This window comes from Pseudomonas sp. TH41 (assembly GCF_016650695.1).
Taxonomy (GTDB): Bacteria; Pseudomonadota; Gammaproteobacteria; order Pseudomonadales; family Pseudomonadaceae; genus Aquipseudomonas.
This window is the reverse complement of sequence record NZ_JAEKFH010000003.1, coordinates 1,799,270-1,824,070: the sequence shown is the minus strand read 5'-3', so window position 1 is coordinate 1,824,070 and position 24,801 is coordinate 1,799,270. Positions and strand designations below refer to the sequence as shown.

Sequence of the window (24,801 nt, the reverse complement as noted above, 5' to 3'; positions counted from 1 at the left end):
GCTACGGGGATCAGCGTTCGTTGATCCATTTGACTTAGGTAGAGACTTGTCCTGGACCGTTTGGGGAATCATTTAGCCCCACCGGAGTCGGAATAATGCTCGCCAACTTGGCAAGAGTGGTCTGTAGGGGCGGTTTTTTATGTCGCCTACCTCACGGGCCCTTTAACTGGCCGTTGGTTTTTTGATCTGTTTTCGGCGAGGGTTGCTCGTGATTGTTAGTCCCTGTAATGCACCAAAATTGTCTGCCAAACGGTTACGAAGCGCACTGGTAGCGGGCTCTGCACTGCTCTGCCTGTTCAGCGCCGGCCAGCTTTGGGCATTCGATCTGGATGATGTATCGGTCAAGGCAAAAGAGCTGGCCGGGCAGAAATACGAAGCCCCGCGCAGTAACCTGCCGAACGAATTCCGTGAGATGAAGTTCGCGGACTATCAAAAAATTCGCTTCCTGACCGAAAAAGCCGAGTGGGCCGATCAGAAAACCCCGTTCAAGCTGTCGTTCTATCACCAGGGTATGCATTTCGATACACCGGTTAAAATCAACGAAATCACGGCTAACACCGTCGAAGAGATCAAATACGACCCAACTCGTTTCGATTTCGGCGACCTGAAGTTCGATCCTAAAGCCACCGAACAACTGGGTTATGCCGGTTTCCGTGTGCTGTACCCGATCAACAAGGCCGACAAGCAAGACGAAATCATGACCATGCTCGGCGCGAGTTACTTCCGCGTTGTCGGCAAGGGCCACACGTATGGTTTGTCCGCTCGCGGCATGGCCATCGATACCGCATTGCCGTCCGGCGAAGAATTCCCGCGTTTCACCGAGTTCTGGATTCAACAGCCAAAACCGGGCGACAAACACCTGGTGATTTTCGCCCTGCTGGATTCGCCTCGCGCTACCGGTGCCTATCGCCTGACCCTGCGTCCGGGCAGCGACACCGTTGTCGACGTCAAAGCCCAGATGTTCCTGCGTGACAAAGTCACCAAGCTGGGTGTTGCACCGCTGACCAGCATGTTCCTGTTCGGCGCCAACCAGCCGTCCAAGGTGCTGAACTATCGTCGCGAACTGCACGATTCCAGCGGCCTGTCGATCCATGCCGGCAACGGCGAGTGGATCTGGCGCCCACTGAACAACCCGAAACACCTGGCCGTGAGCAACTTCTCCATTGAGAACCCGCGCGGTTTTGGCCTGCTGCAACGTGGCCGTGATTTCAGCCACTACGAAGACCTCGACGACCGCTACGACAAGCGCCCAAGTGCCTGGATCGAACCAAAAGGCGATTGGGGCAAAGGCTCCGTCGATCTGGTAGAGATTCCGACCGCCGACGAAACCAACGACAATATCGTTGCGTTCTGGAGCCCGGAAAAGCTGCCTGAGCCTGGTCAGCCACTGGACGTCGCTTATCGCATGCACTGGACTATCGACGAAGCGGCTATCCACGCGCCAGATAGCGCATGGGTCAAACAAACGCTGCGCTCCACCGGTGACGTGAAGCAGTCCAACCTGATCCGTCAACCCGACGGCAGCGTCGCCTATCTGGTGGACTTCGAAGGTCCATCGCTCGCGGCATTGCCGCCAGAGGCGGACGTTCGCAGCCAGGTCAGCGTTGGCGACAATGCGGAGCTGGTCGAGAACAGCGTGCGTTACAACCCTGAGACCAAGGGCTGGCGCCTGACGCTGCGCATGAAGATCAAAGACCCGGGTAAGTCCACCGAGATGCGTGCTGCACTGGTCCAGAACATCGTGCCAGCCGACCTCGCCAAGACCTCGCTGCCGCTCTCCAATTCTTCGGTTGCCAAGGCCGACAAGGTCGCTGCCAGGCAACAAGAGAAAGCGGACAAGGAAGCCCAGGAAGCGAAGCAAGCTGAAGCCAAGCAGGCCGACGCCAAACCAGTCGCAGAGGCCAAGGACAAGGCCAACAAAGACGCCAAGCAGCCTGCTGCTGCAAACGCGGCCCCAGCCACACCGGAATCGGGATCGACTGAAGAAGTCCTGACCGAGACCTGGAGCTACCAGTTGCCTGCCGATGAGTAATTCTCAAGTACAGCCAGAAACGCTTGCCGAGTATCTGGCCCATCTGCCGATGACCGACGAGCAACGCGCGGAACTCGCGGGCTGCAAGTCTTTCAGCGAACTGCACCAACGCCTGTCGTCCCAGGTGTTCGACACCCCGACCGAGGCCGCCCAGGCTTCAGTCGGCAAGCGCCTGACCCTGAACACCGCCGAAGAGTTGCAGGACGCCGAAATGCTGGTGCTCGACACCAGCGGTCGCGTTTGCCTCAAGGCGACACCACCGATCCGTCGGACCAAGGTCGTGCCGGAGCCGTGGCGTACCAACATTCTGGTGCGTGGCTGGCGTCGTCTGACCGGTCGCACCAATCCGCCGGCTCCGCCGAAGGATGAGCGCGTATTGCCAGCCGCTCGCTGGCGCACCGTCGGTTCGATCCGTCGCTACATTCTGTTGGTACTGATGCTCGGCCAGACCATCATTGCCGGCTGGTACATGAAAGGCATCATGCCGTATCAGGGCTGGTCGTTCGTCGACCTGAACGAAGTACTGCACCAACCGTTGACGCAAACGGCCACGCAAGTGCTGCCATATGCCCTGCAAACCAGCATCCTGATTCTGTTCGGGATTCTGTTCTGCTGGGTATCGGCCGGTTTCTGGACGGCGCTGATGGGCTTCCTCGAGTTGCTCACGGGTCACGATAAATACCGTATTTCCGGTAAAAGCGCCGGCAATGAGCCCATCGCCAAGGATGCGCGCACCGCACTGGTGATGCCGATCTGCAACGAAGACGTGCCACGTGTGTTTGCCGGACTGCGGGCGACCTTTGAGTCGGTGGCGGCTACGGGTGATCTGGATCGCTTCGACTTCTTCGTCCTCAGCGACAGTAACGAAGCCGATATCTGTGTCGCCGAACAGCAGGCCTGGCTGGACGTCTGCCGCGAAGCCAAAGGCTTCGGCAAGATTTTCTATCGCCGCCGTCGTCGTCGGGTAAAACGTAAAAGCGGCAACCTCGACGACTTCTGCCGTCGCTGGGGCGGTGACTACAAGTACATGGTCGTGCTCGATGCGGACTCCGTGATGAGCGGCGAATGCCTGACCAGTCTGGTGCGCTTGATGGAAGCCACCCCGGACGCCGGGATCATCCAGACTGCGCCACGTGCGTCGGGCATGGACACCCTTTATGCGCGTATGCAGCAATTCGCGACCCGTGTTTACGGTCCGCTGTTCACCGCCGGCCTGCACTTCTGGCAGTTGGGCGAATCCCACTACTGGGGTCACAACGCGATCATCCGCATGAAGCCATTCATCGAGCATTGCGCCCTGGCGCCGTTGCCCGGTAAAGGCGCGTTCGCCGGTGCGATACTGTCCCACGACTTCGTCGAAGCAGCGCTGATGCGCCGTGCGGGCTGGGGCGTGTGGATTGCCTACGACTTGCCGGGCAGCTATGAAGAGTTGCCGCCGAACCTGCTGGACGAACTCAAGCGTGACCGTCGCTGGTGCCACGGTAACCTGATGAACTTCCGGCTGTTCCTGGTCAAGGGCATGCACCCGGTGCACCGTGCGGTGTTTCTGACCGGGGTGATGTCTTACCTGTCAGCGCCGTTGTGGTTCTTCTTTCTCGTGCTGTCGACCGCGCTGCTGGCGGTCAACACGCTGATGGAGCCGCAGTACTTCCTCGAGCCCCGCCAGCTTTATCCGCTGTGGCCACAATGGCACCCGGACAAGGCGATTGCGCTGTTCTCGACCACGATCGTGCTGCTGTTCCTGCCGAAGTTGCTGAGCATCATCCTGATCTGGGCCAAGGGTGCGAAAGAGTTCGGCGGCAAGTTCAAGGTGACCTTGTCGATGCTGCTGGAGATGCTGTTCTCCATGCTGCTGGCGCCGGTGCGGATGATTTTCCACACCCGTTTCGTACTCGCCGCGTTCCTCGGCTGGGCCGCGACCTGGAACTCGCCACAACGTGACGACGACTCCACGCCGTGGAGCGAAGCGGTCAAGCGCCACGGTCCGCAAACCTTGCTGGGCTTCTTCTGGGCCTTGCTGGTGATCTGGCTGAACCCAAGCTTCCTCTGGTGGCTGGTGCCGATCGTCGGTTCGTTGATGCTGTCGATTCCGGTGTCGGTGATTTCCAGCCGTGTCGGTTTGGGCCTGAAGTCCCGTGACGAGAGCCTGTTCCTGATCCCTGAGGAATACAATCCGCCACAGGCGTTGCTGGCGACGGACCAGTACACCCATGAAAACCGTTATCACGCGCTGAAAGACGGCTTCATCCGCTCGGTGGTCGACCCACAGCAGAACGCCCTGGCGTGCTCGCTGGCGACTTCGCGCCATGGTCAGGCGGAGCCGATCGAATGGTTGCGGGTCGAGCGGGTTCGCCATGCATTGAAAGCCGGGCCTGACGGCCTGAACAACAATGAGCGTGTGCAACTGCTGAGCGATCCGGTGGCCTTGGCTCGCTTGCATGAGCAGGTCTGGAGCGAGGGCCACTCCGAGTGGCTGGAGGCCTGGCGTAAATCGGTGAAAGCCGATCCCCATGCGCCGCTGCTGCCGCTCAAACCACTGAGCTCACAGCCTCAGATGGCATAACGAAAAAAGCCCGCTTCGATTTGGGAGCGGGGTGTTTTCAAAAAGATCGCAGCCTGCGGCAGCTCTTACAGTGATTCGATTGACCGCAATATTGCGGATCAACACGGACCCTGTAGGAGCTGCCGAAGGCTGCGATCTTTTGCTTTTACGCCCGTGAAACAACAAATCCCGCGCAAACCCTTGTGCAAACGGACGAGTGCGTTAGCATCCGTCCCCGAATTGGTGCGCCCGGACAGCTTTCTGTTCGTATCTATCGGTTTTCTAAGGAAAATCGTCGATTGCGCGCCTCACAAAGCAATGGGGTTGGGGACAAGATGATGAAGAAGTATCTCTCGATGCTGCTGGTTGGCGTCACGGCATTGGTTGCGGTCAGCGCGGCACAGGCGGGTGCCATCGATGACGCGGTCAAGCGCGGTACGTTGAAAGTCGGCATGGACCCGACCTACATGCCATTCGAGATGACCAACAAGCGCGGTGAAATCATCGGCTTCGAAGTCGATATCCTCAAAGCCATGGCGAAAGCGATGGGCGTCAAACTGGAGCTGGTCTCCACTGGCTATGACGGCATCATCCCGGCCCTGTTGACCGACAAGTTCGACATGATCGGCAGCGGCATGACCCTGACCCAGGAACGCAACCTGCGCCTGAACTTCAGCGAACCTTTCATCGTGGTCGGCCAGACCCTGCTGATCCGCAAGGACCTGGAGGGCACTATCAAGTCCTATAAAGACCTGAACACCGCCGACTATCGCATTACCTCCAAACTCGGCACCACTGGGGAGATGGTCGCGAAAAAGCTGATCTCCAAAGCCAAATACCATGGCTACGACAATGAGCAGGAAGCCGTGCTCGACGTGGTCAACGGCAAGGCCGACGCCTTCATCTATGACGCGCCTTACAACGTTGTGGCGGTTAACAAGGCCGGCGCTGGCAAGCTGCTGTTCCTGGACAAGCCGTTCACCTACGAGCCATTGGCCTTCGGTCTGAAGAAAGGTGATTACGACAGCATCAACTTCATCAACAACTTCCTGCACCAGATCCATGAAGACGGCACCTACGATCGCATTCATGACAAGTGGTTCAAAGACACCGCTTGGCTCAAGGACATGGAATAAGGCTCGGTCAGATAGACGGCGCCGCGCCATTCGCGAGCAAGCCCGCTCCCACATTGGAATGCGTATTCCTGTGGGAGCGGGCTTGCTCGCGAAGGCGGCCTCCCTTGCGACACAAAATTCGGAACTTGCTTAACCAATGAAACAGAAAAAAGCCCAATGGCCGTGGCACGTATTAACCGTGCTAGTGCTGATCGGCCTGGCCGGCGCGTTGTATTACGCCACCTCGCTGATGTCCTACGAATGGCGCTGGAACCGCGTGCCTCAGTACTTCGCCTACCACGCCGAAGAGTCCCAGCGCGCCGCGGATATTTCCACCGTCAGCGAGCTGGTGCGCAAAGGCGATAAAGCCGAAGTTACCCTGCGCAATGAAGCGGGCGACGAGCAGCGCCTGACCGTCGACGACAATAGCCTGCAAGTGGCCCGAGGCGATGATGTGGCCGAAGGCGATGTGATCGGCGTGACGCGGCATTGGGCCGCCGGGCCGCTGATGTGGGGGCTGTGGACCACCTTGTGGTTGTCTGTGGTGTCCGGCGTGCTCGGGCTGCTGATCGGCCTGGCGACGGGCCTGTGCCGTCTGTCAAACAACCCGACCCTGCGCGATCTCTCGACGATTTACGTCGAACTGGTACGCGGCACACCGCTGCTGGTGCAGATCTTCATTTTCTACTTCTTCATCGGCACCGTGATGAACCTGTCCCGGGAGTTCGCCGGGATCGCCGCGTTGTCGCTGTTCACCGGTGCTTATGTGGCGGAAATCATCCGATCCGGTGTGCAGTCGATCGCCCGTGGTCAGAACGAAGCGGCGCGCTCCCTTGGCTTGAGTGCGGGCCAGTCGATGCGTCATGTGGTGATGCCGCAAGCCTTGAAGCGCGTGCTGCCACCATTGGCCGGGCAGTTCATTAGTCTGGTCAAGGACACATCGCTGGTGTCGGTGATCGCGATTACCGAGCTGCTGAAAAGCGGTCGCGAAGTCATCACCACGTCGTTCTCGCCGTTCGAGATCCTGTTCTGCGTGGCCGGCCTGTATTTGTTGATCAACCTGCCGCTGTCGAAAATCGCCAGCCGGCTTGAGCGGAGGCTCGCACAAAGTGATTGAAGTCCGGGATCTGGTAAAAGTCTTCGACACCCGTGGCCAGGTAGTGCGCGCGGTGGATAACGTGTCCACCCACGTCGCCAAGGGCGAAGTGCTGGTGGTGATCGGCCCGTCGGGTTCCGGCAAGTCGACCTTCTTGCGTTGCCTCAATGGCCTGGAAGCGTTCGACTCCGGTTCGGTGAGCATCGATGGCCTGCAACTGGCCGATGCGAAAACCGACGTGAATGCCTATCGCCGCGAAGTCGGCATGGTGTTCCAGCATTTCAATCTGTTCCCGCACATGACGGTCCTGGAAAACCTGTGCCTGGCTCAGAAAGTCGTGCGCAAGCGTGGCAAGAAGGAGCGTGAGGCCAAGGCGCTGGCCTTGCTGGAGAAGGTCGGGATCGCGCAGAAGGCCAATGAGTTTCCATCGCGCCTGTCCGGTGGACAGCAACAGCGTGTGGCGATTGCCCGTGCATTGGCGATGGAACCCAAGGTCATGCTGTTCGACGAGCCGACCTCGGCCCTCGACCCGGAAATGGTCGGCGAAGTGCTGGACGTGATGAAAACCCTGGCCGTGGAAGGCATGACCATGGTCTGCGTCACCCACGAAATGGGCTTTGCGCGGGAAGTGGCCGATCGGGTGCTGTTCTTTGATCACGGTAAATTGCTGGAAGACGCCGCGCCGGTGGAGTTCTTCGATGCGCCGAAGGATCCACGGGCTCAAGTCTTCTTGCGGCAGGTGTTGTAAGCCCAAGGTTCAAGGCCGATCTTGAGGGCTCTAGAACAGCAGCCCTCGATCATCTACTTCAGAATGAATACAGCACTCCTAAGTGCCCTGCCGGATCCCAATGGAGTCTTGAGGTACATCCGGCTCGGCTCTCAATTCACTCTGCTGTCTCGGCATCGTCAGATTGGAAATTTCTGGACTCCTGGTTGAAGCTGGCAATTGAGTGTTACTGCGAAGGTCGGGTAGTGACATGGTTCGCCTCAGCGTTGGGGTTGTCGATGGCAGGAGAGGCCGAGCCCCACGAAGGGCCAATCTGTGCAGAGTATGCGCCGCACTATTCACGACGGTGAATGTACTAGTCGTCAAAAAAGCGTAGAAAAGCGGATCATTAACTGTAGATTGGGGGAAATAGGCTTCAATGCGATTCATGACCAAATAAAGTGCAGACGCGGATAATCCACCGACCTTAGACATTGATTTGGTGACCGCACCAAAGGTGGGATTTGCAACCGCCGGTATCCGTCGAGCCAGCCTTTTGGGGAGGCGGGGAACCAAATAGTCGTCCACAAAACCCAGCGCGCCATTCACAAACCATGCCCATCCATACCAGGTTCTTCCTGTGGGGTCTGTGCGATTGATCGGGTCTCCCCCGCAATACGCATAGCAATTCAGGCCGCCCTCTCCGAATGGACTCAAGCTGTCAGGACCATTGAAACGCATAAGTGTCGGATTGAAAGCACGGTGCCCGTTTCCGAGTAAGTAATGTTCGGTGACTGGATCCGGACGTTCGCCGTTGTATCCCAGAAGACTAGGCAATCCCTCTTTGACAGTACGATGGCCATAAGGCGAATAGGCTGAGTGGCTGTCGTTAGTCTGCAAGACCGAGCGCTGCTTATCGGTCATCAGCAATGACATCCGTTGAATACGCTCCGTTTGCAGTTCCGCCAACAATGCCTCCTGACATTGAAAAATCTGGCGTTGAACGGCCCCTTGAATTTCCGTGACCATCCGGTCTTTTTGATAGAAGCGATCCTGCCTCGGTTGCCCCGCAGGGAAACGGCTGACCAAGCGATCAAGAGCGTCATATTGGTAGCAAGCTAATGAGATGGCCGAAGTGCGTTCCATGATCATTCCATAGTAAGAGCATGGGGCCAGACTCTGCTGTTTCGAAAATTATGTCTACTAGCAGAACTGATAGGTAGCAGGGTCATACCTCCTGCCCATCTATCCTTTGGGGCGGTCTATTTCAGGCTTGGATGCCCACGAGCGCGTAGATAATGTGTTCAATAAAGCAGTTATTGCACGAGGGGCGCGGTGTAAGTAGACCATGATGAGTAGTCTTGCAGAAAAACGTCATGCAAGTTGTTTCGCAATAAACGTAACATAATGTTGGCTGGCGTTAAGTACGCAAGACTAACGTTGAAACTAATTGAAAGATTGCTTATCCGCGACCGCCCACGATAAACAGAGTTTGAAAGATAATGAAACGATAAATCAATCGAGCCGTTTTATTTGGTAACTTACTTTCATAAAACGATTGTTCGCGGTAATAATTAATTACGTCTTGGCGAAGTAGTTGAAGTGGGCTTGGAAATATTTAGAGAGCTAAAGTTTAGCTGCTTAAACTTTACAGGCAGATTTTAGATTATTAGGATTCAAGGGCTGGATCTGGTTAATGATCGTCTGAATGCAAACTGTCTAGTGGGGCGAATGAAGATATTGTCTAATTCCAACAATGGTAATCTGACCGAACTCGAAGTTTTTGGTCTGTCGGCCAAATACAATTTGGCGGATGGACACAGTTATATCTCGGCGGAGAAACACTTCAATACGGTATTATCTGAATTGCCCGCCCTCTGGCGTTCCGCTATTGAAATCCCTATTCCAGAAATGGAAGTACTTTTCAAAAATAAATTTGCGGAATATTTTGGTCTGGAAGGTTTGAGCGAACACGCGAATTTTTCAGTGTGTCCCACGGCCTCCAATAGCATTGATATCGTAGGCGCGTGGGCGCGGTCAATGAATTACAAAATCGGGCTTGTTGAGCCAACGTTTGACAACCTTGCACAACTGTTGCGTCGTCGGGAAGTCATGATTGAAGCCATTCCTGAAATGGCTTTTACTAATCTGCTGTTGCTGGAAAAGTATTTGGAGGATAAACAGCTAGACGCTCTGTTCCTAGTCAATCCAAATAATCCCACTGGTTTGGTTATTGATTCTGCTGCAATGTCGAGCATCGTCGATTTGTGCTGTCGACATGATGTGGTTCTGATACTGGACACTTCTTTCCGATTTTGTCACGAAACAGAGATAGACGAATATACGCTTCTCCTCGATAAGAAACTGTCTTTTATCATAATAGAGGATACCGGTAAGCAATGGCCAACTTTGGATGCTAAAGCCAGTTTGCTTTCATATAGCGCAGATTTAGCAAGTGATATTCGGTCTATTTATGAGGAAATATACCTGTGTTGCTCAAATTTCTCATTGAATGTGATTAAAGAATTTATTGATGCGACCCTGAAAAAAGGGGGATTACCTTACATGCATTCGATCATTACAAAAAATAACGAAATCGCTAAGTCAGCGCTGGAAAATTCGTTGGTTACCATCGATGCGGTTCAGCAAAACTCCAAAATGACTGTGATGTGGCTCAATATCGAGAAAACCGGATTATCTGATCTTGAGTTGACAACGTATCTTGCAAGCTACGGTGTTGCTGTCTTGCCCGGCAGGTACTTTTTTTGGAATAGTCATAACGTTGCAGGCCATAATCGAATCCGAATCGCCCTGTTTAAACCGGATGACCAAATCGGCCCCTCAATTGAGCGATTAAAAAACGCACTTACAGAACTTCAGAATGTGACGATTCCGCAGAGGGAGCGGAAGGCGGAGACTCTATCATGAGGAAAGTATTAGTCACGGGCGATTTTGAGATTGGCGATGAAATATTTCCAAATGATTTCGAAATTATCCATATTAGGTGTCCAGTATCCGAGCAAGAAATTCTGGATATTTTGCCCGATGTACAGGACTATATTTTGGGTGGGCCCGAGTATTTATCTACCCAATTTCTAAATGTTGCCACTCGATTAGAGAACTTAGTCGTAATGGGAACCGGTATTACCAGCTTCGTGGATCTGGAATACGCCACGAAAAAAGGTATACGAGTAGCCAATACCCCTGACATGAACGTTGATGCGGTAGCAGAGTTTACATTGGCCATGCTGACTATTTGCTTGGCCAATGTTTTTGAAAGCATCGAGCGTGTGAAGGAAGGAACCGGTTGGGTTCAAACGCCAAGAACTTCGCTAGCGAACTTGAGCGTAGGGTTCGTCGGAATGGGGGCAATCGGTTGTGAAATTGCGCGCCAGCTCCACTCCAAAGGCTGTATGGGCTTGCAGTACTGGTCAAGGACTAAAAAACCGGACCTGGAGGAATCGCTAGGCTTGCAATACAACAATTTGGTTCAGATGGTCAGTTCCGTCGATGTGCTATGCGTTCACCTCAAGGGGTGTGCTGATACCTGGGGTCTGATTGATGAGGGAGTGTTAAAGAGCGCTTCACCCACGCTTAAGATCCTGAATATGTCCAGCCCACGAATAATTTGCCCGACTGCGCTCAAAGGGTTCCTTCAGGCCAATACTGATGCTTTCTGCTTTATTGATGGTTATTACAGTGAGTGGGTCGATAATAAAGGTCAGTATGACGATCCGTATGGCTTGCAATCATTGTCCAGTAAAAGCCTTGTTGTGACTTCACATCTCGCCGCCCAGGAGCGCGAAACTGTTAGTCGTATGTTTGCGCAGGCAGCGACACGCGTTCTCGAATTTACCCGTTGTAAGAAGTGATCAAATGTCCAGCAAGATTCTGTGCTAAGCATAAATATATTCGATTGCAGATAGGAAGGTTACGATGAGTAAAAGGAACACAAACTCTCGGGGCAATCATCAGCCATCCGCACAACTTGTCGTAAAAGGTACTTTGTCTGTTCTTGAGCATTTCTCATGCGAAATGACCAACCAGGCGAACAAACCTGGTTGCGGTAAAGTGGTTGCGTCAAATAATAACATGTGGTCTGAGCTACTTCATCAATTGATGGGTAAGTTCAAGCATCTAATAACTGTGACGAAACAACACCGAAAGTCTGCTTTAATAGAGGGGTTGCCAGTAGAACAGGATAGCGTGGACTACGTACTGGACAGGCTGATCAGCTCGGTAACTCAATTAAAGAAAATGACCACGAGAAAACTTTCTCACACGTCGGCCCGTCACGCTTATCGTTTGATGATTCAGGAGTACTCTTTTTTACGTAACAGCTTAACTTGGTGCAGTGCAAGCAATGATCAAAGCCGATGCGTAATGTTTTTTGATCAAGGCGAGAATAACAGCACCGCCGTGAATTACGACCGCTATGGATCGTCGCAATTGCGTGAGGCAGAATCAAATTTACTGCTCAGTCTGGGATTCAATACAGAAAAAAGCGACTTGCTGCTGGCATCGTCTGGGCAAGCGGCGTACACGATTATAGAAAGCTTTCTACTTGGCAGTGTCGTCCAAGAAGGCACACGAGTAGTGACGTCACCTTATATTTATTTCGAAGCGTTCGAGCAACTGGAAAGACTCAAGAATATTGAGTTGATACGGTCTAATTCCTGGAACGTCGATGATTTGATTGAATTAGTCGGTTCGACGGATGCAACTATTATTTTCATTGACCCTCTGGCGAATAATGAAACTTTAAATATTCTGGATTTGCGAGAATTGGCGGGTAAACTCGAGCCTCACGACTGGAGCAACAAATGGCTAGTCATAGACGGCACGATGGTATCTGGCGGTATTGATGTATTTTCAATGTTTTCGGCAGCTAATCATCCATCAGTCCTCTATTATGAAAGCGGGAGTAAATACTTGCAGTTTGGTTTGGACATGCAAATGGCAGGCATTGTTGTAACACCGAAGGCGCACATGGCTCAGCTATTGACCAGCCGCAGGAACACGGGTGGAGTCATGTACCCGTCTGCCGTGAACAAGCTTCCAGAATATGACCGCTCAATGTATTTGAGCCGGATGCACTTGCTTAGTAATAATGCTGAGTTATTCGCGAGCACATTACAGGCTCAGAATTATTTAAAAAGCCGCATAAACTTGGCGTATCCTTTGAAATGGCGTGAACTGAGATGGGATCACGGCGGAGGTGTGGTATCCATTTCCATGAAAAGGTCAGATTTGAATAGTCGTGCTTGCTTGGAGCAATACATCGATATGTTGTTGCAGCATTGTCGGGAAGCATGTGTTCCGATGACCAAAGGCGTTAGTTATGGGTTTTCGACAACGCGCGTTTCTGCAACTGCTATGGCTGATGATATGCCGGCTTATCTTCGATTTTCTATCGGTGAAGAAGACCCCATTCTGATACAACGTCTTATAAATACGGTCGTCAACACATTATCCTTATATTTAAGCGATTACGATAGTTGATGGGCATAAGGTGATGTGCACCAGTGTTTTCCGCTTGGAGCGAATTAAGCGAACTCCACTCCAGCGAACAACATCACCCGGGGAAGACACATGAATAAAGGTTTGGTGCGACCGAACAAAATTTTTTGAGCCGGAAAGCGTCAAAATAGTTTACGTCAAACCTCTACTAGCGCAGGAAGTTGTGTTGATAAGGTTATAGTTCATCCCGATCTAATGGTTTGAATCCTAAATCTTGAGCAAATCTAAGCAAATAACCATCGGGATCCAGCACAAGGAAATTGCTTTCCCCTTGCAGATGCTTATCTACCCTGTACCAGAACTCCTCTAGAGGCTTGCGAAGTGAATATCCCGAATCAATCAGATTTTTTGCTAATTTAGAGACATCCGGACACTCAATCGAAAGATTCATCCCCCGACCGTAAGGTCGTTCTAAAGGCTCGACACGCCAAGGCGTAACCTCATGGCGGTCTTGCTCTAGCATTAATTGAGTTCCGTGGTATGAGATGAATGCGAAACCGTCTTCCGGCCGTTCATACTCAACATTAAATCCTACTATTTTGCAGTAAAATTTAAGACTGTCTTTGATGTTTGAAACAATCATTTCTGGCAGTAATGTATTAAATGTAACCATGAGAACACCTTCATCCTTGAAGAAAATATTGCGCTTAATGTTCAATTAATATCGACGGTGTCAGAAAAGATATCAAGCTTTATTTTTATAATCTAATCTCGAAATATTTCGCCAACCTGCTCGCAGGCTTTGCGATGAAACAATATCGTGGCCGCATATTACTGAAATATTCGTTAAACGTTTTGCGATTTACACGCTAAGCCATTGTTTGTAATTTTGCGCGCGCAAATAAATGGCACTGGCATTGGCACTGCCATAAGTCACGCATAGATGTATGAGTAAGGAAAGTCAGCTCTAAACACGAATGAAGTTAAATTGTAAAATTTTAGTTGATTTGATTAATTGCAAAAGTATCAATAACTCCTACCCTTTACCAGGACGCCTTCCAGTGAGTCAATTTATTGCTTCGCAAAATATATATTGTTCACAGCTAGAATACGGTGACTTACTGCCGATCAAGAAATTGGCGGTTCAAGCATTCAGGCCTAAAACGGATAACCATATCCTCCAAGGTGAAGCGTTGGAGTTGTGGTCAAAAAATTCGGACATGATGGTTGAGTTTTTGCTTAAATCGAGAGACGAGTTAAAAAAATTTCAGTTATCAAAGATTAGACGCTTGGTTGATAACGCGTATAGAAGCGTTGTGTTTTATCGCGAGCTTTATAGCGCTTGCGGTTACGAAGAGGGTGCTATTGCGAGCTTGTCCGATTTCGAACAACTCCCCATTGTCACCAAGGCTCTTCTTAACAATTTCGACAGCAGTTCGATTGTGAATGATTGTGGATTTCTAGAATTCGCTAATAGCTCACGGACATCTGGTTCTAGCGGTAGGCCGTTTACTGTTTATAGCGATGATGACGATATAATTCTGGATCATCTGCAAGTGATGCGTTTTTATAACTCGTGTTTGCAACGGCCTTTGCAAGAAGATGACTGGGTTTACATGCTGCACCATGCCGGACTGGCCTTCTCGTCTCTACACGGGAAATACAGAACGTTTCAACTACCAGATTTACATTCAAGCACACCTTTAGGGGAGCACTTGCTGCATTTGCGACCGAGGCTGCTTGTGACATTGCCTAGCTACTTGCCGCTAATACTTCAGCATCAGTCGGAACTGAAAATGTGTGGGGTCGAAGCGATTTTGACGAACTCTGAAAGTAGTACACAACTAGAAAGAGACTACTATTCAAGGGTGCTGGGCGTTCCTGTGTTTGATGAGTATAGCTCCGAGGAAATCGGAATGATTGCTACGCAGTGCACTCATGGCTTGTACCACGTCGTTGAAGATGGTGTTTACCTGGAAGTGGTGGATAAAGATAAAAGCGGCTTTGGCACCGTTGTGTGTACGGATTTGAACAATGAGTTAATGCCATTGATCCGATTTGATCATGGCGATGTCGCTCGGCAAGTATCGGATCACTCACGCTGTGCGTGCGGCAGTGCAGCTACCTCGCTTTTGGAAATAAACGGTAGGAGAGACGACGCTTTCCGGACTCGAGACCATCAACTTGTACCCAGTGCGTCTATTCTCGCGGCAGTAGACGATATACTGATTACACCAGACAAAACGCTAGAGTCGTTCCGTTTGATACAAAAAAACGCGGATACAATAGAACTGCTGACTCATTATGTGGGCTCTCCCCATAAACACATGGTCGATATATTAACTCTGTTGCGCGTACGACTTTCTGGCTTGTTCGGTTATGCAGTTACGCTTCTGCATCGTGAAGTTGATGTTCTGCCGGAGCATAAATCGTATAAGCGTAGAAGCATTGTGCGAGAGTGGGAGTTGGATTGACTATGCCTCTGGTAATGCTGGAAGACGTATCTTTATCTTTTAATGATGCGCGACTTTTTTCAAATTTACATTTGTCCGTAAATAGCGGGGACAGATTGGGGATAATTGGTGATAACGGTACCGGAAAAAGCTCTCTGTTGCGCATCATGTCCAAATATTCGGACGACCATGAAGGCCGCGTCGCTCACTCTAAAAATCTGCGCTTTCAATATGTAGAACAAGGGTTTCCCGAAAACTGGGACGAACTTACGGCACTTCAGATCCTGGAAAACTGCTTGACGGATCTCGCTAGCGACAAATGGAAAGTGGAGTGCGCGCTGGAGTTGTTCAGGTTCCCGCATAGTTATTGGAGTTTGCCTTTCGGCCAGTTGAGCGGTGGCTGGAAAAAAATGTTAGCGATTGCCAAAGCCGTACTCTTAGAGCCGGATCTATTGTTGCTGGATGAGCCTACGAATCATTTGGATCAGACACACATAATGAATCTCACTCGTCTGCTTAGAGACAGCAATGTTGTACCTGCCTTTGTAGTGATTAGTCACAACCGGGATTTTTTAGACTCTGTAACGTCGAGTACTTTAATTCTTCATGATAGAAGCTTCAGTTTTTTTAATTTCTCTTTCACGTTGGCAAGAAAGCTATTTTTAGAACAACAAAAGGCTTTGGCGTGCGCGAGAGTTGAAGCCAATAATAGAATTCAAAGATTAAAAAAAAGTGCCAGCTTCCAACGTCAGCTAGGTGTAAATCACTATAGCGATACGGCGTTGCAAAAAGCTAAAAAAATAGAGAAGAAAATCAAGAGCCTTGAAGCAGTAGTGTCCGACAAGCCAGTATCCATGAACGGGGAGATAATTCTGGGTATGGAAAAATTTAACGCCAGAAAAATTTTGCAGATTGATGATCTTACGTTGTATTCTCCTGGTGGCAGAATTCTGTTTTATATAAAATCACTGGTTATTAACCGGGGCGATCGATTAATAATTTCAGGAGCCAACGGTTGCGGTAAAAGTGTTTTTTTAAAAGCTATAGTGGATGGTGCTCAAGGTATACAGGTCGGTCCGTCCGTCAAAATGGGTGTTCTGGATCAAGCGCTTTCTTTACTGCCGCTAGAAGTTGGAATACTAGAGTTCATTAGTGCTCGCTTTGGGCTTGATCATCAGCAATCGATCAATAGGGTTGCGTCTGCGGGATTTTCCTATTTGGAGTCTCAGAAAAAAATCTCACAACTGAGTTACGGCGAGCGCGCTCGTCTCGCCATATTAACTCTTCGCTTGACCAATCCGAATTTTTTGATTCTGGATGAGCCGACTAATCATTTGGATATTAGTTCTCAAGAACTCTTGGAAAGCGAAATTCAGCGTCTTAATCCAGCCGCAATAATGGTCTCACACGACGTCAGATTCGTCCAAAATGTCGGAACTCGTTACTTTCGAATTGCAAATGGAATAATGGAGGAAGGGTTTTTTGCGGAAAATTAATTATTCAGAGACTGTCATTAAACTCATTGAGCTGTCGGTGCTTGACTTGGAAACTAAACATCAAGATGAATAATTTGATTGATTTAACGGCGGTCGAAAAAAGCTATTACTTGGCTAAAGAGACAGTCGGCGTGGCGGCTTGGTGCAAACAACTGGTGAAGCCAAACTATGTGCCGTATCAAGCGTTAACTGCCATAAATTTCACGGTGCCTAAAGGTGCGGCGGTTGGTTTCATAGGGCCTAATGGCGCGGGTAAATCTAGCTTAATAAAGATTTTATGTGGGATCCAGAAGCCGACCTCCGGCACCGTGAGGGTTTTGGGTCATAATCCTGCCCTTCGAGAAAAAAAATTTCTGCATAGAATTGGTGTTGTATTTGGTCATAAGACGTCATTGTGGTGGGATTTACCAGTTAAAACGAGTCTCGATACGTATAAAGAGATTTACAAAATTAAAGATGCTGATTATAAAAAACGGCTTTCCGAGTTAACCGATGCGCTGAACCTGGGTAAGGTCATTCACAAGCCCGTGCGCAATCTCAGCTTGGGAGAACGTGTCAAATGTGAACTGACGTTGAACCTTCTGCATTCTCCAGAGCTTATATTTTTGGATGAGCCGACAGTGGGGCTAGATGTTACATCGAAGTATGAGATACGAAAATATTTAAATTACAAACGTAAGGAAAGCGATCTTTCGGTATTCCTTACCAGTCATGATTTGGGTGATATCGAGTCGTGCTGTGACGATGCCATCATCATCGACAAAGGGAAAATTCGTTTCGACGGGTCAATGCGTGAACTTAGCGCAAATTTCAAAGCTAACATAAAATTAAGCGTTTCCATGCAAGATTTGACACTAGGCGAAGTCGGTCTATCCCGATTCAAAGAGGCCATCAAAGCGTTCCATAATATAAGCCTTCTTAACGATGGCCAGACTCATTTGACTTATTTGGTACCTAAGGTTTTGCTTGGGGCGGTTTTCGATATGTTTAATGATGGTATTTACGATTTGGAAGTTTCGCCGATGGATTTTGAGAGTAACGTAGTTAACCTTTTCAAGTCTTGGTCAAGTGAGTGATTTGTGAATAGTTCTGCTTACTTAAAACTTGTGCAAGCGGGTCTGCTTTCGGTGTACAGAGACAGGTCCATGTTGATCACGGATCTGGTCATCGCTACTGGCGTTCCTTTTTTTATCCAGTTCGCAATCTGGCGCTTTGTGTACGAAGGGGCTAGCGCTGATCAGTTACCGCAATATAGCCTGGAAGAAACCTATTTATATTATGTCGCCGTGCTGGCACTCAATCGCCTGAATAACACTTACGATTTAATCGTCAGGGTGTCGACACATGTGCATGAAGGGCAGTTGGAAGGCATCTTTGTGAAGCCCGTCAACTACTTCACCTACAATCTATTCGTTTTTCTAGGCGAAAGCATTCTTTATTACGTTCCTGTCTTGCTAATCGCCATATATGTAATTTTGTCGGGCGGTGAGTGGAGCGGCGTCCTGGGGTTCATTATGTTGAGTCTCGCCAATTTGCTGTTTTGTTTTATGCTCGGATTTCTATTATCCCTTTCTACATTTTGGCTGACTCGACCCGATATGACGCTCAGTTTTCAAGTCATTATGGCAAGCGTCATTGGCGGAACGTTATTACCCATCGCTTATTGGCCAGACTACCTCCAACCTCTCATGCGATATAACCCATTCAGGCTGATTATAAGTGGGCCGGCTGAGTTCCTGTTGCGTCCAAGCGTGGGATTGCTTGTGGAACTGGGTTGCCTTTACATTGCTTGGTTTGCGTTTATGTGGGTGGCTTATAAGATTACGTTTAAGCACGCCTGTAACAGGTATTCAGGAGCAGGAGGCTAAAATGCATATAGTGGACTTGATTAAAAATTCGATCAAAGAAGAAGCCCGCTACAAAGCAAATTTTCTGGGTGGGATATTGGCACTTCTTACGCTCTACAGTCTCCAGTTCGTTTTTTTTGATGTGATCAACTCGTTAGTGATAACGGACAAACAAGATGCTAACTGGCTGATGATATTCTTTATGACTTATGCCGTGGGAGGCTTGCTTGTAAATTTTTTAAGCTCGGCAATTTCGGGGTTTTTTCGACAACTAACGCAAGGAAGAGTGGATGCGCTATTGGTGCGGCCTATTAATTTGCTTGTATTAATCTTATTTAGATGGTGTCAGGTTTATTACCTGGTCGTTGCAGCGCTTTTGATAATTATATGCATTTTTTCAGGCAAAATTGAATTTTCCCCTTTCTTCGTTAGCATTCATAATACTGCGCTTTATCTGCTGGCTCTATTAACCGGGGTTGTTGCCAGTATCACATTTATATTGGCTCTGAGTTCCTTCTCGTTTATCACTCAGCGCGACTTGCCGGTGGATTACATTCACTCGTCGATTTTTACGTTTGCGTTGTTACCTGCCAATTTTTACTCGAAAGTGTTGTTGTATGTACTTGCCGTAACGTTGCCCATGGTTGTGTTCGCGTCCGTCGCACTGGACGCTCTCTACAATGGAGCAACTTTTTTCGTCTTGACGTTTATATCAGGTGTGAACCTTGCGTTCTATGGAGTTGTTCTAATTGTTTATCGATTCTTTAATCGCTTCGACAGTATTGGAGGTTGAGTCACACATAAACCCAGGACGGTTTTCAGTTAACCGGCACGGCATGCAGGCTTGCATTACAGTTGGCCAATAACCAGCTAGCAATGCAAGTTGCTTTCAGAGAGTTTTGGAGCCACCTATTACATAGGTAAGCCAGTCTTAAACTTATTCACCAGCATCTGCAGATGCGTCCCCAACCGCGCCAGTTCAACACTGGAGGCCGCCGTTTCTTCGCTGGCGGCCGAGGTCTGCTCGGACACATCACGCACGTTAAGCACGCTGCGGTTGATCTCTTCCGCCACCGCGCTCTGCTGTTCGGCCGCCGCAGCAATCTGCTGGTTCATCGCCTGGATCGCCGACACGGTGCGGGTGATGCTTTCCAGCGAGCCGCCAGCGCGACGGGTCAGCTCGACGCTGCTGTCGGTGAGGCTGCGGCTGTTGTCCATGATGGTTGCGACTTGTTGGGTGCCGGTTTGCAGGCCGACGATGAGCTCTTCGATCTCTTCGGTCGACTTCTGGGTGCGCTGGGCCAGGCTGCGGACTTCGTCGGCAACCACCGCAAAACCGCGCCCTGCTTCGCCGGCACGGGCGGCTTCGATGGCGGCGTTGAGGGCTAGCAGGTTGGTTTGTTGGGCGACGGACTTGATCACGTCGAGCACGCTGCCGATCTTGTCGCTTTCGCGTTTGAGCTGCCCCATGGCTTCGGTGGAATTGCCGACTTCCAGCGCCAGGCGTTCGATCTGGGCGATGGCTTCGCCTACCACTTTGTCGCCTTCGCGGGCCTGCTGGTCAGCGGCGACGGCGGCTTCGGAAGCTTCTTCGGCGTTGCGCGCGACTTCTTGCACGGTGGCCGTCATTTCGTTCATCGCAGTGGCCACTTGGTCGGTCTCGACTTTCTGGCTGTTGACCCCAGCGCTGGTTTGCTCGGTGACGGCCGACAACTCTTCGGCGGCGCTGGCGATTTGCGTGACGCCATCGCTGATGCCGCCGATCAGTTCGCGCAGGCCCAGGGTCATGCTCTGCATGGCACGCTGGAGCTGACCGAGTTCGTCGCGGCGTTCGGAGATAAGGTTGAGGGTGAGGTCACCCGCCGCGACTCGTTCGGCGACTTTGAGGGTCTGGCTCAGGGGGATCACGATCTGGCGAGTGATGGCCCAGGCGGCGAGGATGCCAAAAGCGAGTGCCAGGGCAGTGGCCAGCAGCAGCATATTCCGGGCGCTGGCGGCGTCGCTATCGCGAACGTTGGTTTGCGAGGCGATCAGTTTTTTACTGACGTCGAGCAGGATGTCGCCTTGCTCGGCCATGCGTTTGAGGGCAGCGGCGCTCGCCACTTGGGAATCACGATATTGGCTGACGGCAGCGCGATAGGCCTTGAGCGAGTCGGTGGCCTGTTGCAGGTTGGCGAGGTGTTGTTCCGGCAGTTTGGCCGGCAGGCTTTCGATGTTTTTCAGGGCGTTGTCGATGGCGTCCAGCGCGGGTTGTTCGGCCTCGGTCTTGCCGCTGTAGGTGTAGCCGCGAACCTGGAAGCGCGCTTGCTGGATCAGTTTGCTCAGGTCGATCACGCTGTTGAACTGGGCGATGCTGTCGCCTTGCAGCATGGATTTCTCGACTTCAGCCACGCGTGCCACGGCGTTATCGGCGGTGGCGCCGAGTTTGCTGCGAGCATCTTCGCGGTTCGCACCGGCCTGGGTCATGGCGGTAAAGGCTTGTCTGTACTGACTGACGGCGGCCAATTGCTGATCGATCATCGCCACTTCGGCGGGTTGCTCGATCATCTTGCGGGCGGTTTGCAGGCCTGCATCGAGTTGGCCGAGCAGATCGTTGACGGTGCCGGGGCCCTGTTCGCCGCGACGCATTTCGTAATCGAGGCGGGCGATGCGCAGGTCTTTGGTCAGCTCAGTGACGCTGGAAATGAAGCCCAGCTTATCGCCGCGATTGATCACGCCACTCAGGCCGGTCCAGCCGGTGAAGGTGATCAACAAGGTTAAAAGCAGCACCAGACCAAAACCGATACCCAGTTTACGATTGACGCTGACGTTTCCCAGATTCTCGGCTAGCCATCGGTACATGCTGCAACTCCCTCGGACCACACATTGGTTTTATGGGAGTTGTATCGGCAGGCAGGCGAGAATCTGTAGGAGCTGCCGCAGGCTGCGATCTTTTGATCCTGGCGGTTGTGAGATCGACAAAGATCAAGGTCAAAAGATCGCAGCCTGCGGCAGCTCCTACACAGGGAGATGCGGGTCAGAAATGCCGGGCCAGCAGGCGCGGCGGTGTTAGAACAGGCGGGCCAGGAGTGCGGTGACCGCGGTTTCGACCCGCAGGATGCGCTCGCCCAGCTGCACCGGTTGCAGGCCGGATTTGCCCAGCAGCTCGATTTCGTAGGGGATCCAGCCGCCCTCGGGGCCGATGGCCAGGGTCACCGGTTCGTCCAGGCCACGAGGGCACGGCGGGTAATTGCCGGGGTGGCCGACCAGGCCGAGGGTGCCTTCGGTAATTGCCGGTAGACGGTCTTCCACGAAGGGTTTGAAACGCTTTTCGATGACAATCTCCGGCAGCACGCTGTCCCGCGCCTGTTCGAGACCGAGGATCAACTGCTCGCGGATGGCCTCGGGCTCGAGAAACGGGGTTTGCCAGAAGCTCTTCTCGACGCGATAGCTGTTCACCAGCACGATGCGCGGCACACCCATGGCCGCCACGGTTTGAAACACCCTGCGCAGCATTTTCGGCCTTGGCAGGGCCAGTACCAGGGTCAGCGGCAGCTTGGCCGGTGGCGGTTGGTCGAGGGTGACGCGCAGCTCGGCTTCGTCGGCCTCCAGACGCACCAATTGCGCAGAGCCCATCAGGCCGCCAATTCGTCCGACTCGCAGGCTATCGCCGACAACCGAACGGTGAACTTCCTGCATGTGGGTCAACCGGCGATCGCGCAGGATCGCCCTGTCGGCCGTAATGAAGTCAGCCTCTTCGAGGAGCAACACATTCACGGCTGGGTCGCTGGCGGCTGGTCGTTGTGATCGTCGGCCGGTTGGTCGTCCGGGTGCTCGCCGCGCTTGGTGATCAAGCCGCCGAACAGCACGCCGATTTCAAACAGCAGCCACATCGGGACGGCCAGCAAGGTCTGCGAGAAGATGTCCGGTGGCGTCAGGATCATGCCGACCACAAAGCAACCGATCACTACATAGGGGCGGATTTTCTTCAGGTACTTGACGTCGACCACGCCAATCCACACCAGCAGCACCACGGCCACCGGTATCTCGAACGCCACGCCGAAGGCAAAAAACAGGGTCATGACGAAATCGAGGTAACTGGTAATGTCGGTCATCATTTCCACGCCGGCCGGGGTGGCGGAGGCGAAGAACTTGAAGATCAGCGGGAACACCAGGTAATAGGCGAACGCCATGCCGGTGTAGAACAGCACGATGCTGGACATCAGCAAGGGCACCGCAATGCGCTTCTCATGCTTGTACAGACCCGGTGCGATGAAGCCCCAGATTTGATGCAAGATCACCGGAATCGCCAGGAACAGCGAGACCATCATGGTCAGCTTCAGTGGCGTCAGGAACGGCGACGACACGTCGGTGGCGATCATCGTCGCGCCGGCGGGCAGGTACGCGCGCAGCGGCGTGGAGACGAAGGTGTAGATTTGCTGGGTGAAGGCGAACAACCCGGCAAAGATGATGAAAATCGCCGCTACACAGCGCAGCAGACGGGTACGCAACTCGGTGAGGTGCGAAACCAGCGGCATGTGCTGGTCGTTTTCAGGGAGATCGCTCATGGGGCTCGCGGCGGCAATGTTGGGTCGTGAGGGGCCGGCGCAACAGGCGCAGCCGCAGGTGTAAGAGGTTCAACCGGCGTCGTTGCAACAGCGGGTGCAGGTTCCGCTGCCGCTATAACAGGTGCCGGCTCGGCGGCTGGAGCATGAATCGTCTGCTCAGCCACCGGTTCGACCGTTTGTACCGGTGTGGCTTCCTGCTGAGTCGGCGTGAAGATCTTCCGCGCCTCCTGCTCCAAGGACAGAATGTGCTCGTTATGCAGTTGCCGACGAATCTCGTCGGCACCGATTTCACGTTCAACTTCCTGTTTGATCGCGTTGAAACTGCGCTTCAGACGCCCGACCCACAGGCCGGCGGTGCGCGCAGCACCCGGCAGACGCTCGGGGCCCAGGACCAGCAGGGCAACAAGGCCGACGAGCAGCAGTTCAGAGAAGCTGATACCAAACATTAGTCAGTGCTCACACGTCTTTGCGGATCGGCTCTTCGACTTTTTGTGCCTGCACGTCGATGGTGTGCGGCTGGTTCACGGACTGTGTGGCTTGTGGCTGAACAGGCGGAACCGGTTGGGCCGGGGTCACCGTCGGGTCGACTGGCTTTTCTTCATCGTTCATGGCTTTGCGAAAGCCCTTGATCGTTTCGCCCACGTCAGTGCCGAGGTTTTTCAGTTTCTTGGTGCCGAACACCAGTACGACAACAACCAGAATGACGATCCAGTGTTTCCAGTCAAAAATGCCCATGTTGCTGCTCCTCTCTAATAATTGTTCAGGCGGACGGGCGCGAGGCTTTCTCGGCGTGTCCGGACAGACCGAAACGACGGTCCAATTCATCAAGTACAGCCTGTGGATGCTGCCCCAGTTGGGCGAGCATGACCATGCTGTGGAACCACAAATCGGCGGTTTCGTAGATCACATCGCTGCAGTCGCCGCTGATGGCGGCATCCTTGGCGGCAATGATGGTTTCGACCGACTCTTCGCCGACTTTTTCCAGAATCTTGTTCAAGCCCTTGTGGTACAGGCTGGCGACATACGAGCTATCGGCGGCGGCGCCTTTTCGCTCTTCCAGCACTTGGGCCAGACGGGTCAGAGTGTCACTCATGTGTGTGTCCTGGGGAATAGATAGCGTGCGGATCTTTCAGAACCGGATCGACGGTTTTCCAGTCGCCGTTCTCGAAGACACGATAGAAGCAGCTCTGGCGGCCAGTATGGCAAGCGATGTCGCCGATTTGCTCGACCATCAGGATGATCACGTCGGCGTCACAGTCCAGGCGCATCTCATGCAAAATCTGCACGTGGCCGGACTCTTCACCCTTGCGCCACAGCTTGCCACGGGAGCGCGACCAGTAAATAGCGCGGTTCTCGGCAGCTGTCAGTTCCAGCGCTTCGCGGTTCATCCAGGCCATCATCAGGACGCGCCCGGTCTTGTGATCCTGGGCAATTGCCGGCACCAGGCCATTGGCGTCCCACTTGATCTCGTCCAGCCAGTTTTTCATCTTCGACTCCGACAGCGGGC

At 52.2% G+C, this 24,801-nt stretch carries 22 protein-coding genes and 1 pseudogene; 13 read left to right on the top strand and 10 right to left on the bottom strand.

The window, feature by feature from the left end; translation table 11 throughout:
- Nucleotides 1-208: 208 nt before the first annotated feature.
- The 5 genes from JFU37_RS10910 (at nucleotide 209) to JFU37_RS10890 (ending at nucleotide 7,533) form a co-directional block, all read left to right on the top strand.
- The gene (locus JFU37_RS10910; protein WP_201115306.1) at nucleotides 209-2,032 is read left to right on the top strand and encodes a glucan biosynthesis protein; all 1,824 of its coding nucleotides are present in this window, start codon (nucleotides 209-211) and stop codon (nucleotides 2,030-2,032) included.
- Entirely contained in the window at nucleotides 2,025-4,595 is a 2,571-nt protein-coding gene (gene mdoH, locus JFU37_RS10905; RefSeq protein WP_201115305.1) for a glucans biosynthesis glucosyltransferase MdoH, read from the top strand. The genes JFU37_RS10910 and mdoH overlap by 8 nt, the downstream gene beginning before the upstream one ends.
- Before the next feature lie 317 nt (nucleotides 4,596-4,912).
- A complete protein-coding gene (locus JFU37_RS10900; RefSeq protein ID WP_201115304.1) occupies nucleotides 4,913-5,710 on the top strand; it encodes a transporter substrate-binding domain-containing protein in 798 nt (265 codons plus the stop codon).
- A gap of 136 nt (nucleotides 5,711-5,846) precedes the next feature.
- Complete coding sequence (locus JFU37_RS10895; RefSeq protein WP_201115303.1) at nucleotides 5,847-6,806, top strand: amino acid ABC transporter permease; 960 nt, start codon at nucleotides 5,847-5,849, stop codon at nucleotides 6,804-6,806.
- Nucleotides 6,799-7,533: an ATP-binding cassette domain-containing protein gene (locus tag JFU37_RS10890; protein WP_201115302.1), complete on the top strand. Its 735-nt coding sequence runs from the start codon at nucleotides 6,799-6,801 to the stop codon at nucleotides 7,531-7,533. The genes JFU37_RS10895 and JFU37_RS10890 overlap by 8 nt, the downstream gene beginning before the upstream one ends.
- A 78-nt stretch (nucleotides 7,534-7,611) precedes the next feature.
- On the opposite strand, the gene JFU37_RS10885 is transcribed toward JFU37_RS10890, so the two are convergent.
- Complete coding sequence (locus JFU37_RS10885; protein ID WP_201115301.1) at nucleotides 7,612-8,637, bottom strand: RHS repeat-associated core domain-containing protein; 1,026 nt, start codon at nucleotides 8,635-8,637, stop codon at nucleotides 7,612-7,614.
- Between the two features lie 585 nt (nucleotides 8,638-9,222).
- Between JFU37_RS10885 and JFU37_RS10880 the strand changes: the two genes are divergently transcribed.
- From JFU37_RS10880 to JFU37_RS10870, 3 genes are all read left to right on the top strand, one after another.
- On the top strand, nucleotides 9,223-10,419 hold the full coding sequence (locus JFU37_RS10880) for an aminotransferase class I/II-fold pyridoxal phosphate-dependent enzyme (RefSeq protein WP_201115300.1): 1,197 nt from the start codon (nucleotides 9,223-9,225) through the stop codon (nucleotides 10,417-10,419).
- Nucleotides 10,416-11,363, top strand: a complete 948-nt coding sequence (locus tag JFU37_RS10875; RefSeq protein WP_201115299.1) for an NAD(P)-dependent oxidoreductase — start codon at nucleotides 10,416-10,418, stop codon at nucleotides 11,361-11,363. The genes JFU37_RS10880 and JFU37_RS10875 overlap by 4 nt, the downstream gene beginning before the upstream one ends.
- A 64-nt stretch (nucleotides 11,364-11,427) precedes the next feature.
- Nucleotides 11,428-12,993, top strand: a complete 1,566-nt coding sequence (locus tag JFU37_RS10870) for a PLP-dependent transferase (RefSeq protein ID WP_201115298.1) — start codon at nucleotides 11,428-11,430, stop codon at nucleotides 12,991-12,993.
- 193 nt (nucleotides 12,994-13,186) lie between these two features.
- Here JFU37_RS10870 and JFU37_RS10865 read toward each other — a convergent pair whose 3' ends face one another.
- The gene (locus JFU37_RS10865) at nucleotides 13,187-13,624 is read right to left on the bottom strand and encodes a VOC family protein (RefSeq protein WP_201115297.1); all 438 of its coding nucleotides are present in this window, start codon (nucleotides 13,622-13,624) and stop codon (nucleotides 13,187-13,189) included.
- A gap of 388 nt (nucleotides 13,625-14,012) precedes the next feature.
- On the opposite strand from JFU37_RS10865, the gene JFU37_RS10860 reads away from it, so the two are divergent.
- The 5 genes from JFU37_RS10860 (at nucleotide 14,013) to JFU37_RS10840 (ending at nucleotide 19,540) form a co-directional block, all read left to right on the top strand.
- Nucleotides 14,013-15,425: a phenylacetate--CoA ligase family protein gene (locus JFU37_RS10860; protein ID WP_201115296.1), complete on the top strand. Its 1,413-nt coding sequence runs from the start codon at nucleotides 14,013-14,015 to the stop codon at nucleotides 15,423-15,425.
- Nucleotides 15,426-15,427: 2 nt separating this feature from the next.
- Entirely contained in the window at nucleotides 15,428-16,900 is a 1,473-nt protein-coding gene (locus JFU37_RS10855; RefSeq protein ID WP_242485757.1) for an ATP-binding cassette domain-containing protein, read from the top strand.
- A gap of 65 nt (nucleotides 16,901-16,965) precedes the next feature.
- On the top strand, nucleotides 16,966-17,976 hold the full coding sequence (locus JFU37_RS10850; RefSeq protein ID WP_201115294.1) for an ABC transporter ATP-binding protein: 1,011 nt from the start codon (nucleotides 16,966-16,968) through the stop codon (nucleotides 17,974-17,976).
- 69 nt (nucleotides 17,977-18,045) lie between these two features.
- Nucleotides 18,046-18,768, top strand: coding sequence for an ABC-2 family transporter protein (locus JFU37_RS10845; RefSeq protein WP_201115293.1), 723 nt, complete (start codon nucleotides 18,046-18,048; stop codon nucleotides 18,766-18,768).
- Between the two features lies 1 nt (nucleotide 18,769).
- Nucleotides 18,770-19,540 carry an ABC-2 family transporter protein gene (locus JFU37_RS10840; protein ID WP_201115292.1) on the top strand — a complete coding sequence of 257 codons (771 nt, stop codon included), beginning with the start codon at nucleotides 18,770-18,772 and terminating at the stop codon, nucleotides 19,538-19,540.
- Between the two features lie 119 nt (nucleotides 19,541-19,659).
- On the opposite strand, the gene JFU37_RS31260 is transcribed toward JFU37_RS10840, so the two are convergent.
- The 8 genes and pseudogenes from JFU37_RS31260 to hisI form a co-directional block, all read right to left on the bottom strand.
- Nucleotides 19,660-20,385 (bottom strand): methyl-accepting chemotaxis protein, encoded by a 726-nt coding sequence (locus tag JFU37_RS31260; RefSeq protein WP_446739444.1) that lies wholly within the window; start codon nucleotides 20,383-20,385, stop codon nucleotides 19,660-19,662.
- A gap of 144 nt (nucleotides 20,386-20,529) precedes the next feature.
- Nucleotides 20,530-21,588, bottom strand: a pseudogene (locus tag JFU37_RS31255) (methyl-accepting chemotaxis protein); the annotation flags it as partial.
- A 207-nt stretch (nucleotides 21,589-21,795) separates the two neighbouring features.
- Nucleotides 21,796-22,503, bottom strand: a complete 708-nt coding sequence (locus tag JFU37_RS10830) for a 16S rRNA (uracil(1498)-N(3))-methyltransferase (RefSeq protein ID WP_201115290.1) — start codon at nucleotides 22,501-22,503, stop codon at nucleotides 21,796-21,798.
- A complete protein-coding gene (tatC, locus tag JFU37_RS10825; protein ID WP_207201419.1) occupies nucleotides 22,500-23,294 on the bottom strand; it encodes a twin-arginine translocase subunit TatC in 795 nt (264 codons plus the stop codon). Before tatC ends, JFU37_RS10830 begins: the two co-directional genes overlap by 4 nt.
- On the bottom strand, nucleotides 23,291-23,740 hold the full coding sequence (tatB, locus tag JFU37_RS10820; protein ID WP_201115289.1) for a Sec-independent protein translocase protein TatB: 450 nt from the start codon (nucleotides 23,738-23,740) through the stop codon (nucleotides 23,291-23,293). Before tatB ends, tatC begins: the two co-directional genes overlap by 4 nt.
- Nucleotides 23,741-23,750: 10 nt before the next feature.
- Complete coding sequence (locus JFU37_RS10815) at nucleotides 23,751-24,029, bottom strand: twin-arginine translocase TatA/TatE family subunit (RefSeq protein ID WP_201115288.1); 279 nt, start codon at nucleotides 24,027-24,029, stop codon at nucleotides 23,751-23,753.
- Between the two features lie 25 nt (nucleotides 24,030-24,054).
- Nucleotides 24,055-24,387, bottom strand: coding sequence for a phosphoribosyl-ATP diphosphatase (locus JFU37_RS10810; RefSeq protein ID WP_007899279.1), 333 nt, complete (start codon nucleotides 24,385-24,387; stop codon nucleotides 24,055-24,057).
- Nucleotides 24,380-24,781, bottom strand: a complete 402-nt coding sequence (hisI, locus tag JFU37_RS10805; RefSeq protein ID WP_201115287.1) for a phosphoribosyl-AMP cyclohydrolase — start codon at nucleotides 24,779-24,781, stop codon at nucleotides 24,380-24,382. The genes JFU37_RS10810 and hisI overlap by 8 nt, the downstream gene beginning before the upstream one ends.
- Nucleotides 24,782-24,801 lie beyond the last annotated feature (20 nt).

What these genes read in the sequence shown, in the direction of transcription:
- JFU37_RS10845 (WP_201115293.1), top strand. Translation starts at nt 18,046, where the DNA reads ATGTTGATCACGGATCTGGTCATCGCTACTGGCGTTCCTTTTTTTATC.
- JFU37_RS10875 (WP_201115299.1), top strand. Translation starts at nt 10,416, where the DNA reads ATGAGGAAAGTATTAGTCACGGGCGATTTTGAGATTGGCGATGAAATA.
- JFU37_RS10815 (WP_201115288.1), bottom strand. Translation starts at nt 24,029, where the DNA reads ATGGGCATTTTTGACTGGAAACACTGGATCGTCATTCTGGTTGTTGTC.
- JFU37_RS10895 (WP_201115303.1), top strand. Translation starts at nt 5,847, where the DNA reads ATGAAACAGAAAAAAGCCCAATGGCCGTGGCACGTATTAACCGTGCTA.
- hisI (WP_201115287.1), bottom strand. Translation starts at nt 24,781, where the DNA reads ATGAAAAACTGGCTGGACGAGATCAAGTGGGACGCCAATGGCCTGGTG.
- JFU37_RS10885 (WP_201115301.1), bottom strand. Translation starts at nt 8,637, where the DNA reads ATGGAACGCACTTCGGCCATCTCATTAGCTTGCTACCAATATGACGCT.
- JFU37_RS10840 (WP_201115292.1), top strand. Translation starts at nt 18,770, where the DNA reads ATGCATATAGTGGACTTGATTAAAAATTCGATCAAAGAAGAAGCCCGC.
- JFU37_RS10865 (WP_201115297.1), bottom strand. Translation starts at nt 13,624, where the DNA reads ATGGTTACATTTAATACATTACTGCCAGAAATGATTGTTTCAAACATC.
- JFU37_RS10870 (WP_201115298.1), top strand. Translation starts at nt 11,428, where the DNA reads ATGAGTAAAAGGAACACAAACTCTCGGGGCAATCATCAGCCATCCGCA.
- JFU37_RS31260 (WP_446739444.1), bottom strand. Translation starts at nt 20,385, where the DNA reads ATGAACGAAATGACGGCCACCGTGCAAGAAGTCGCGCGCAACGCCGAA.
- tatB (WP_201115289.1), bottom strand. Translation starts at nt 23,740, where the DNA reads ATGTTTGGTATCAGCTTCTCTGAACTGCTGCTCGTCGGCCTTGTTGCC.
- JFU37_RS10850 (WP_201115294.1), top strand. Translation starts at nt 16,966, where the DNA reads ATGAATAATTTGATTGATTTAACGGCGGTCGAAAAAAGCTATTACTTG.
- JFU37_RS10880 (WP_201115300.1), top strand. Translation starts at nt 9,223, where the DNA reads ATGAAGATATTGTCTAATTCCAACAATGGTAATCTGACCGAACTCGAA.
- JFU37_RS10855 (WP_242485757.1), top strand. Translation starts at nt 15,428, where the DNA reads ATGCCTCTGGTAATGCTGGAAGACGTATCTTTATCTTTTAATGATGCG.
- tatC (WP_207201419.1), bottom strand. Translation starts at nt 23,294, where the DNA reads ATGAGCGATCTCCCTGAAAACGACCAGCACATGCCGCTGGTTTCGCAC.
- JFU37_RS10900 (WP_201115304.1), top strand. Translation starts at nt 4,913, where the DNA reads ATGAAGAAGTATCTCTCGATGCTGCTGGTTGGCGTCACGGCATTGGTT.
- JFU37_RS10810 (WP_007899279.1), bottom strand. Translation starts at nt 24,387, where the DNA reads ATGAGTGACACTCTGACCCGTCTGGCCCAAGTGCTGGAAGAGCGAAAA.
- mdoH (WP_201115305.1), top strand. Translation starts at nt 2,025, where the DNA reads ATGAGTAATTCTCAAGTACAGCCAGAAACGCTTGCCGAGTATCTGGCC.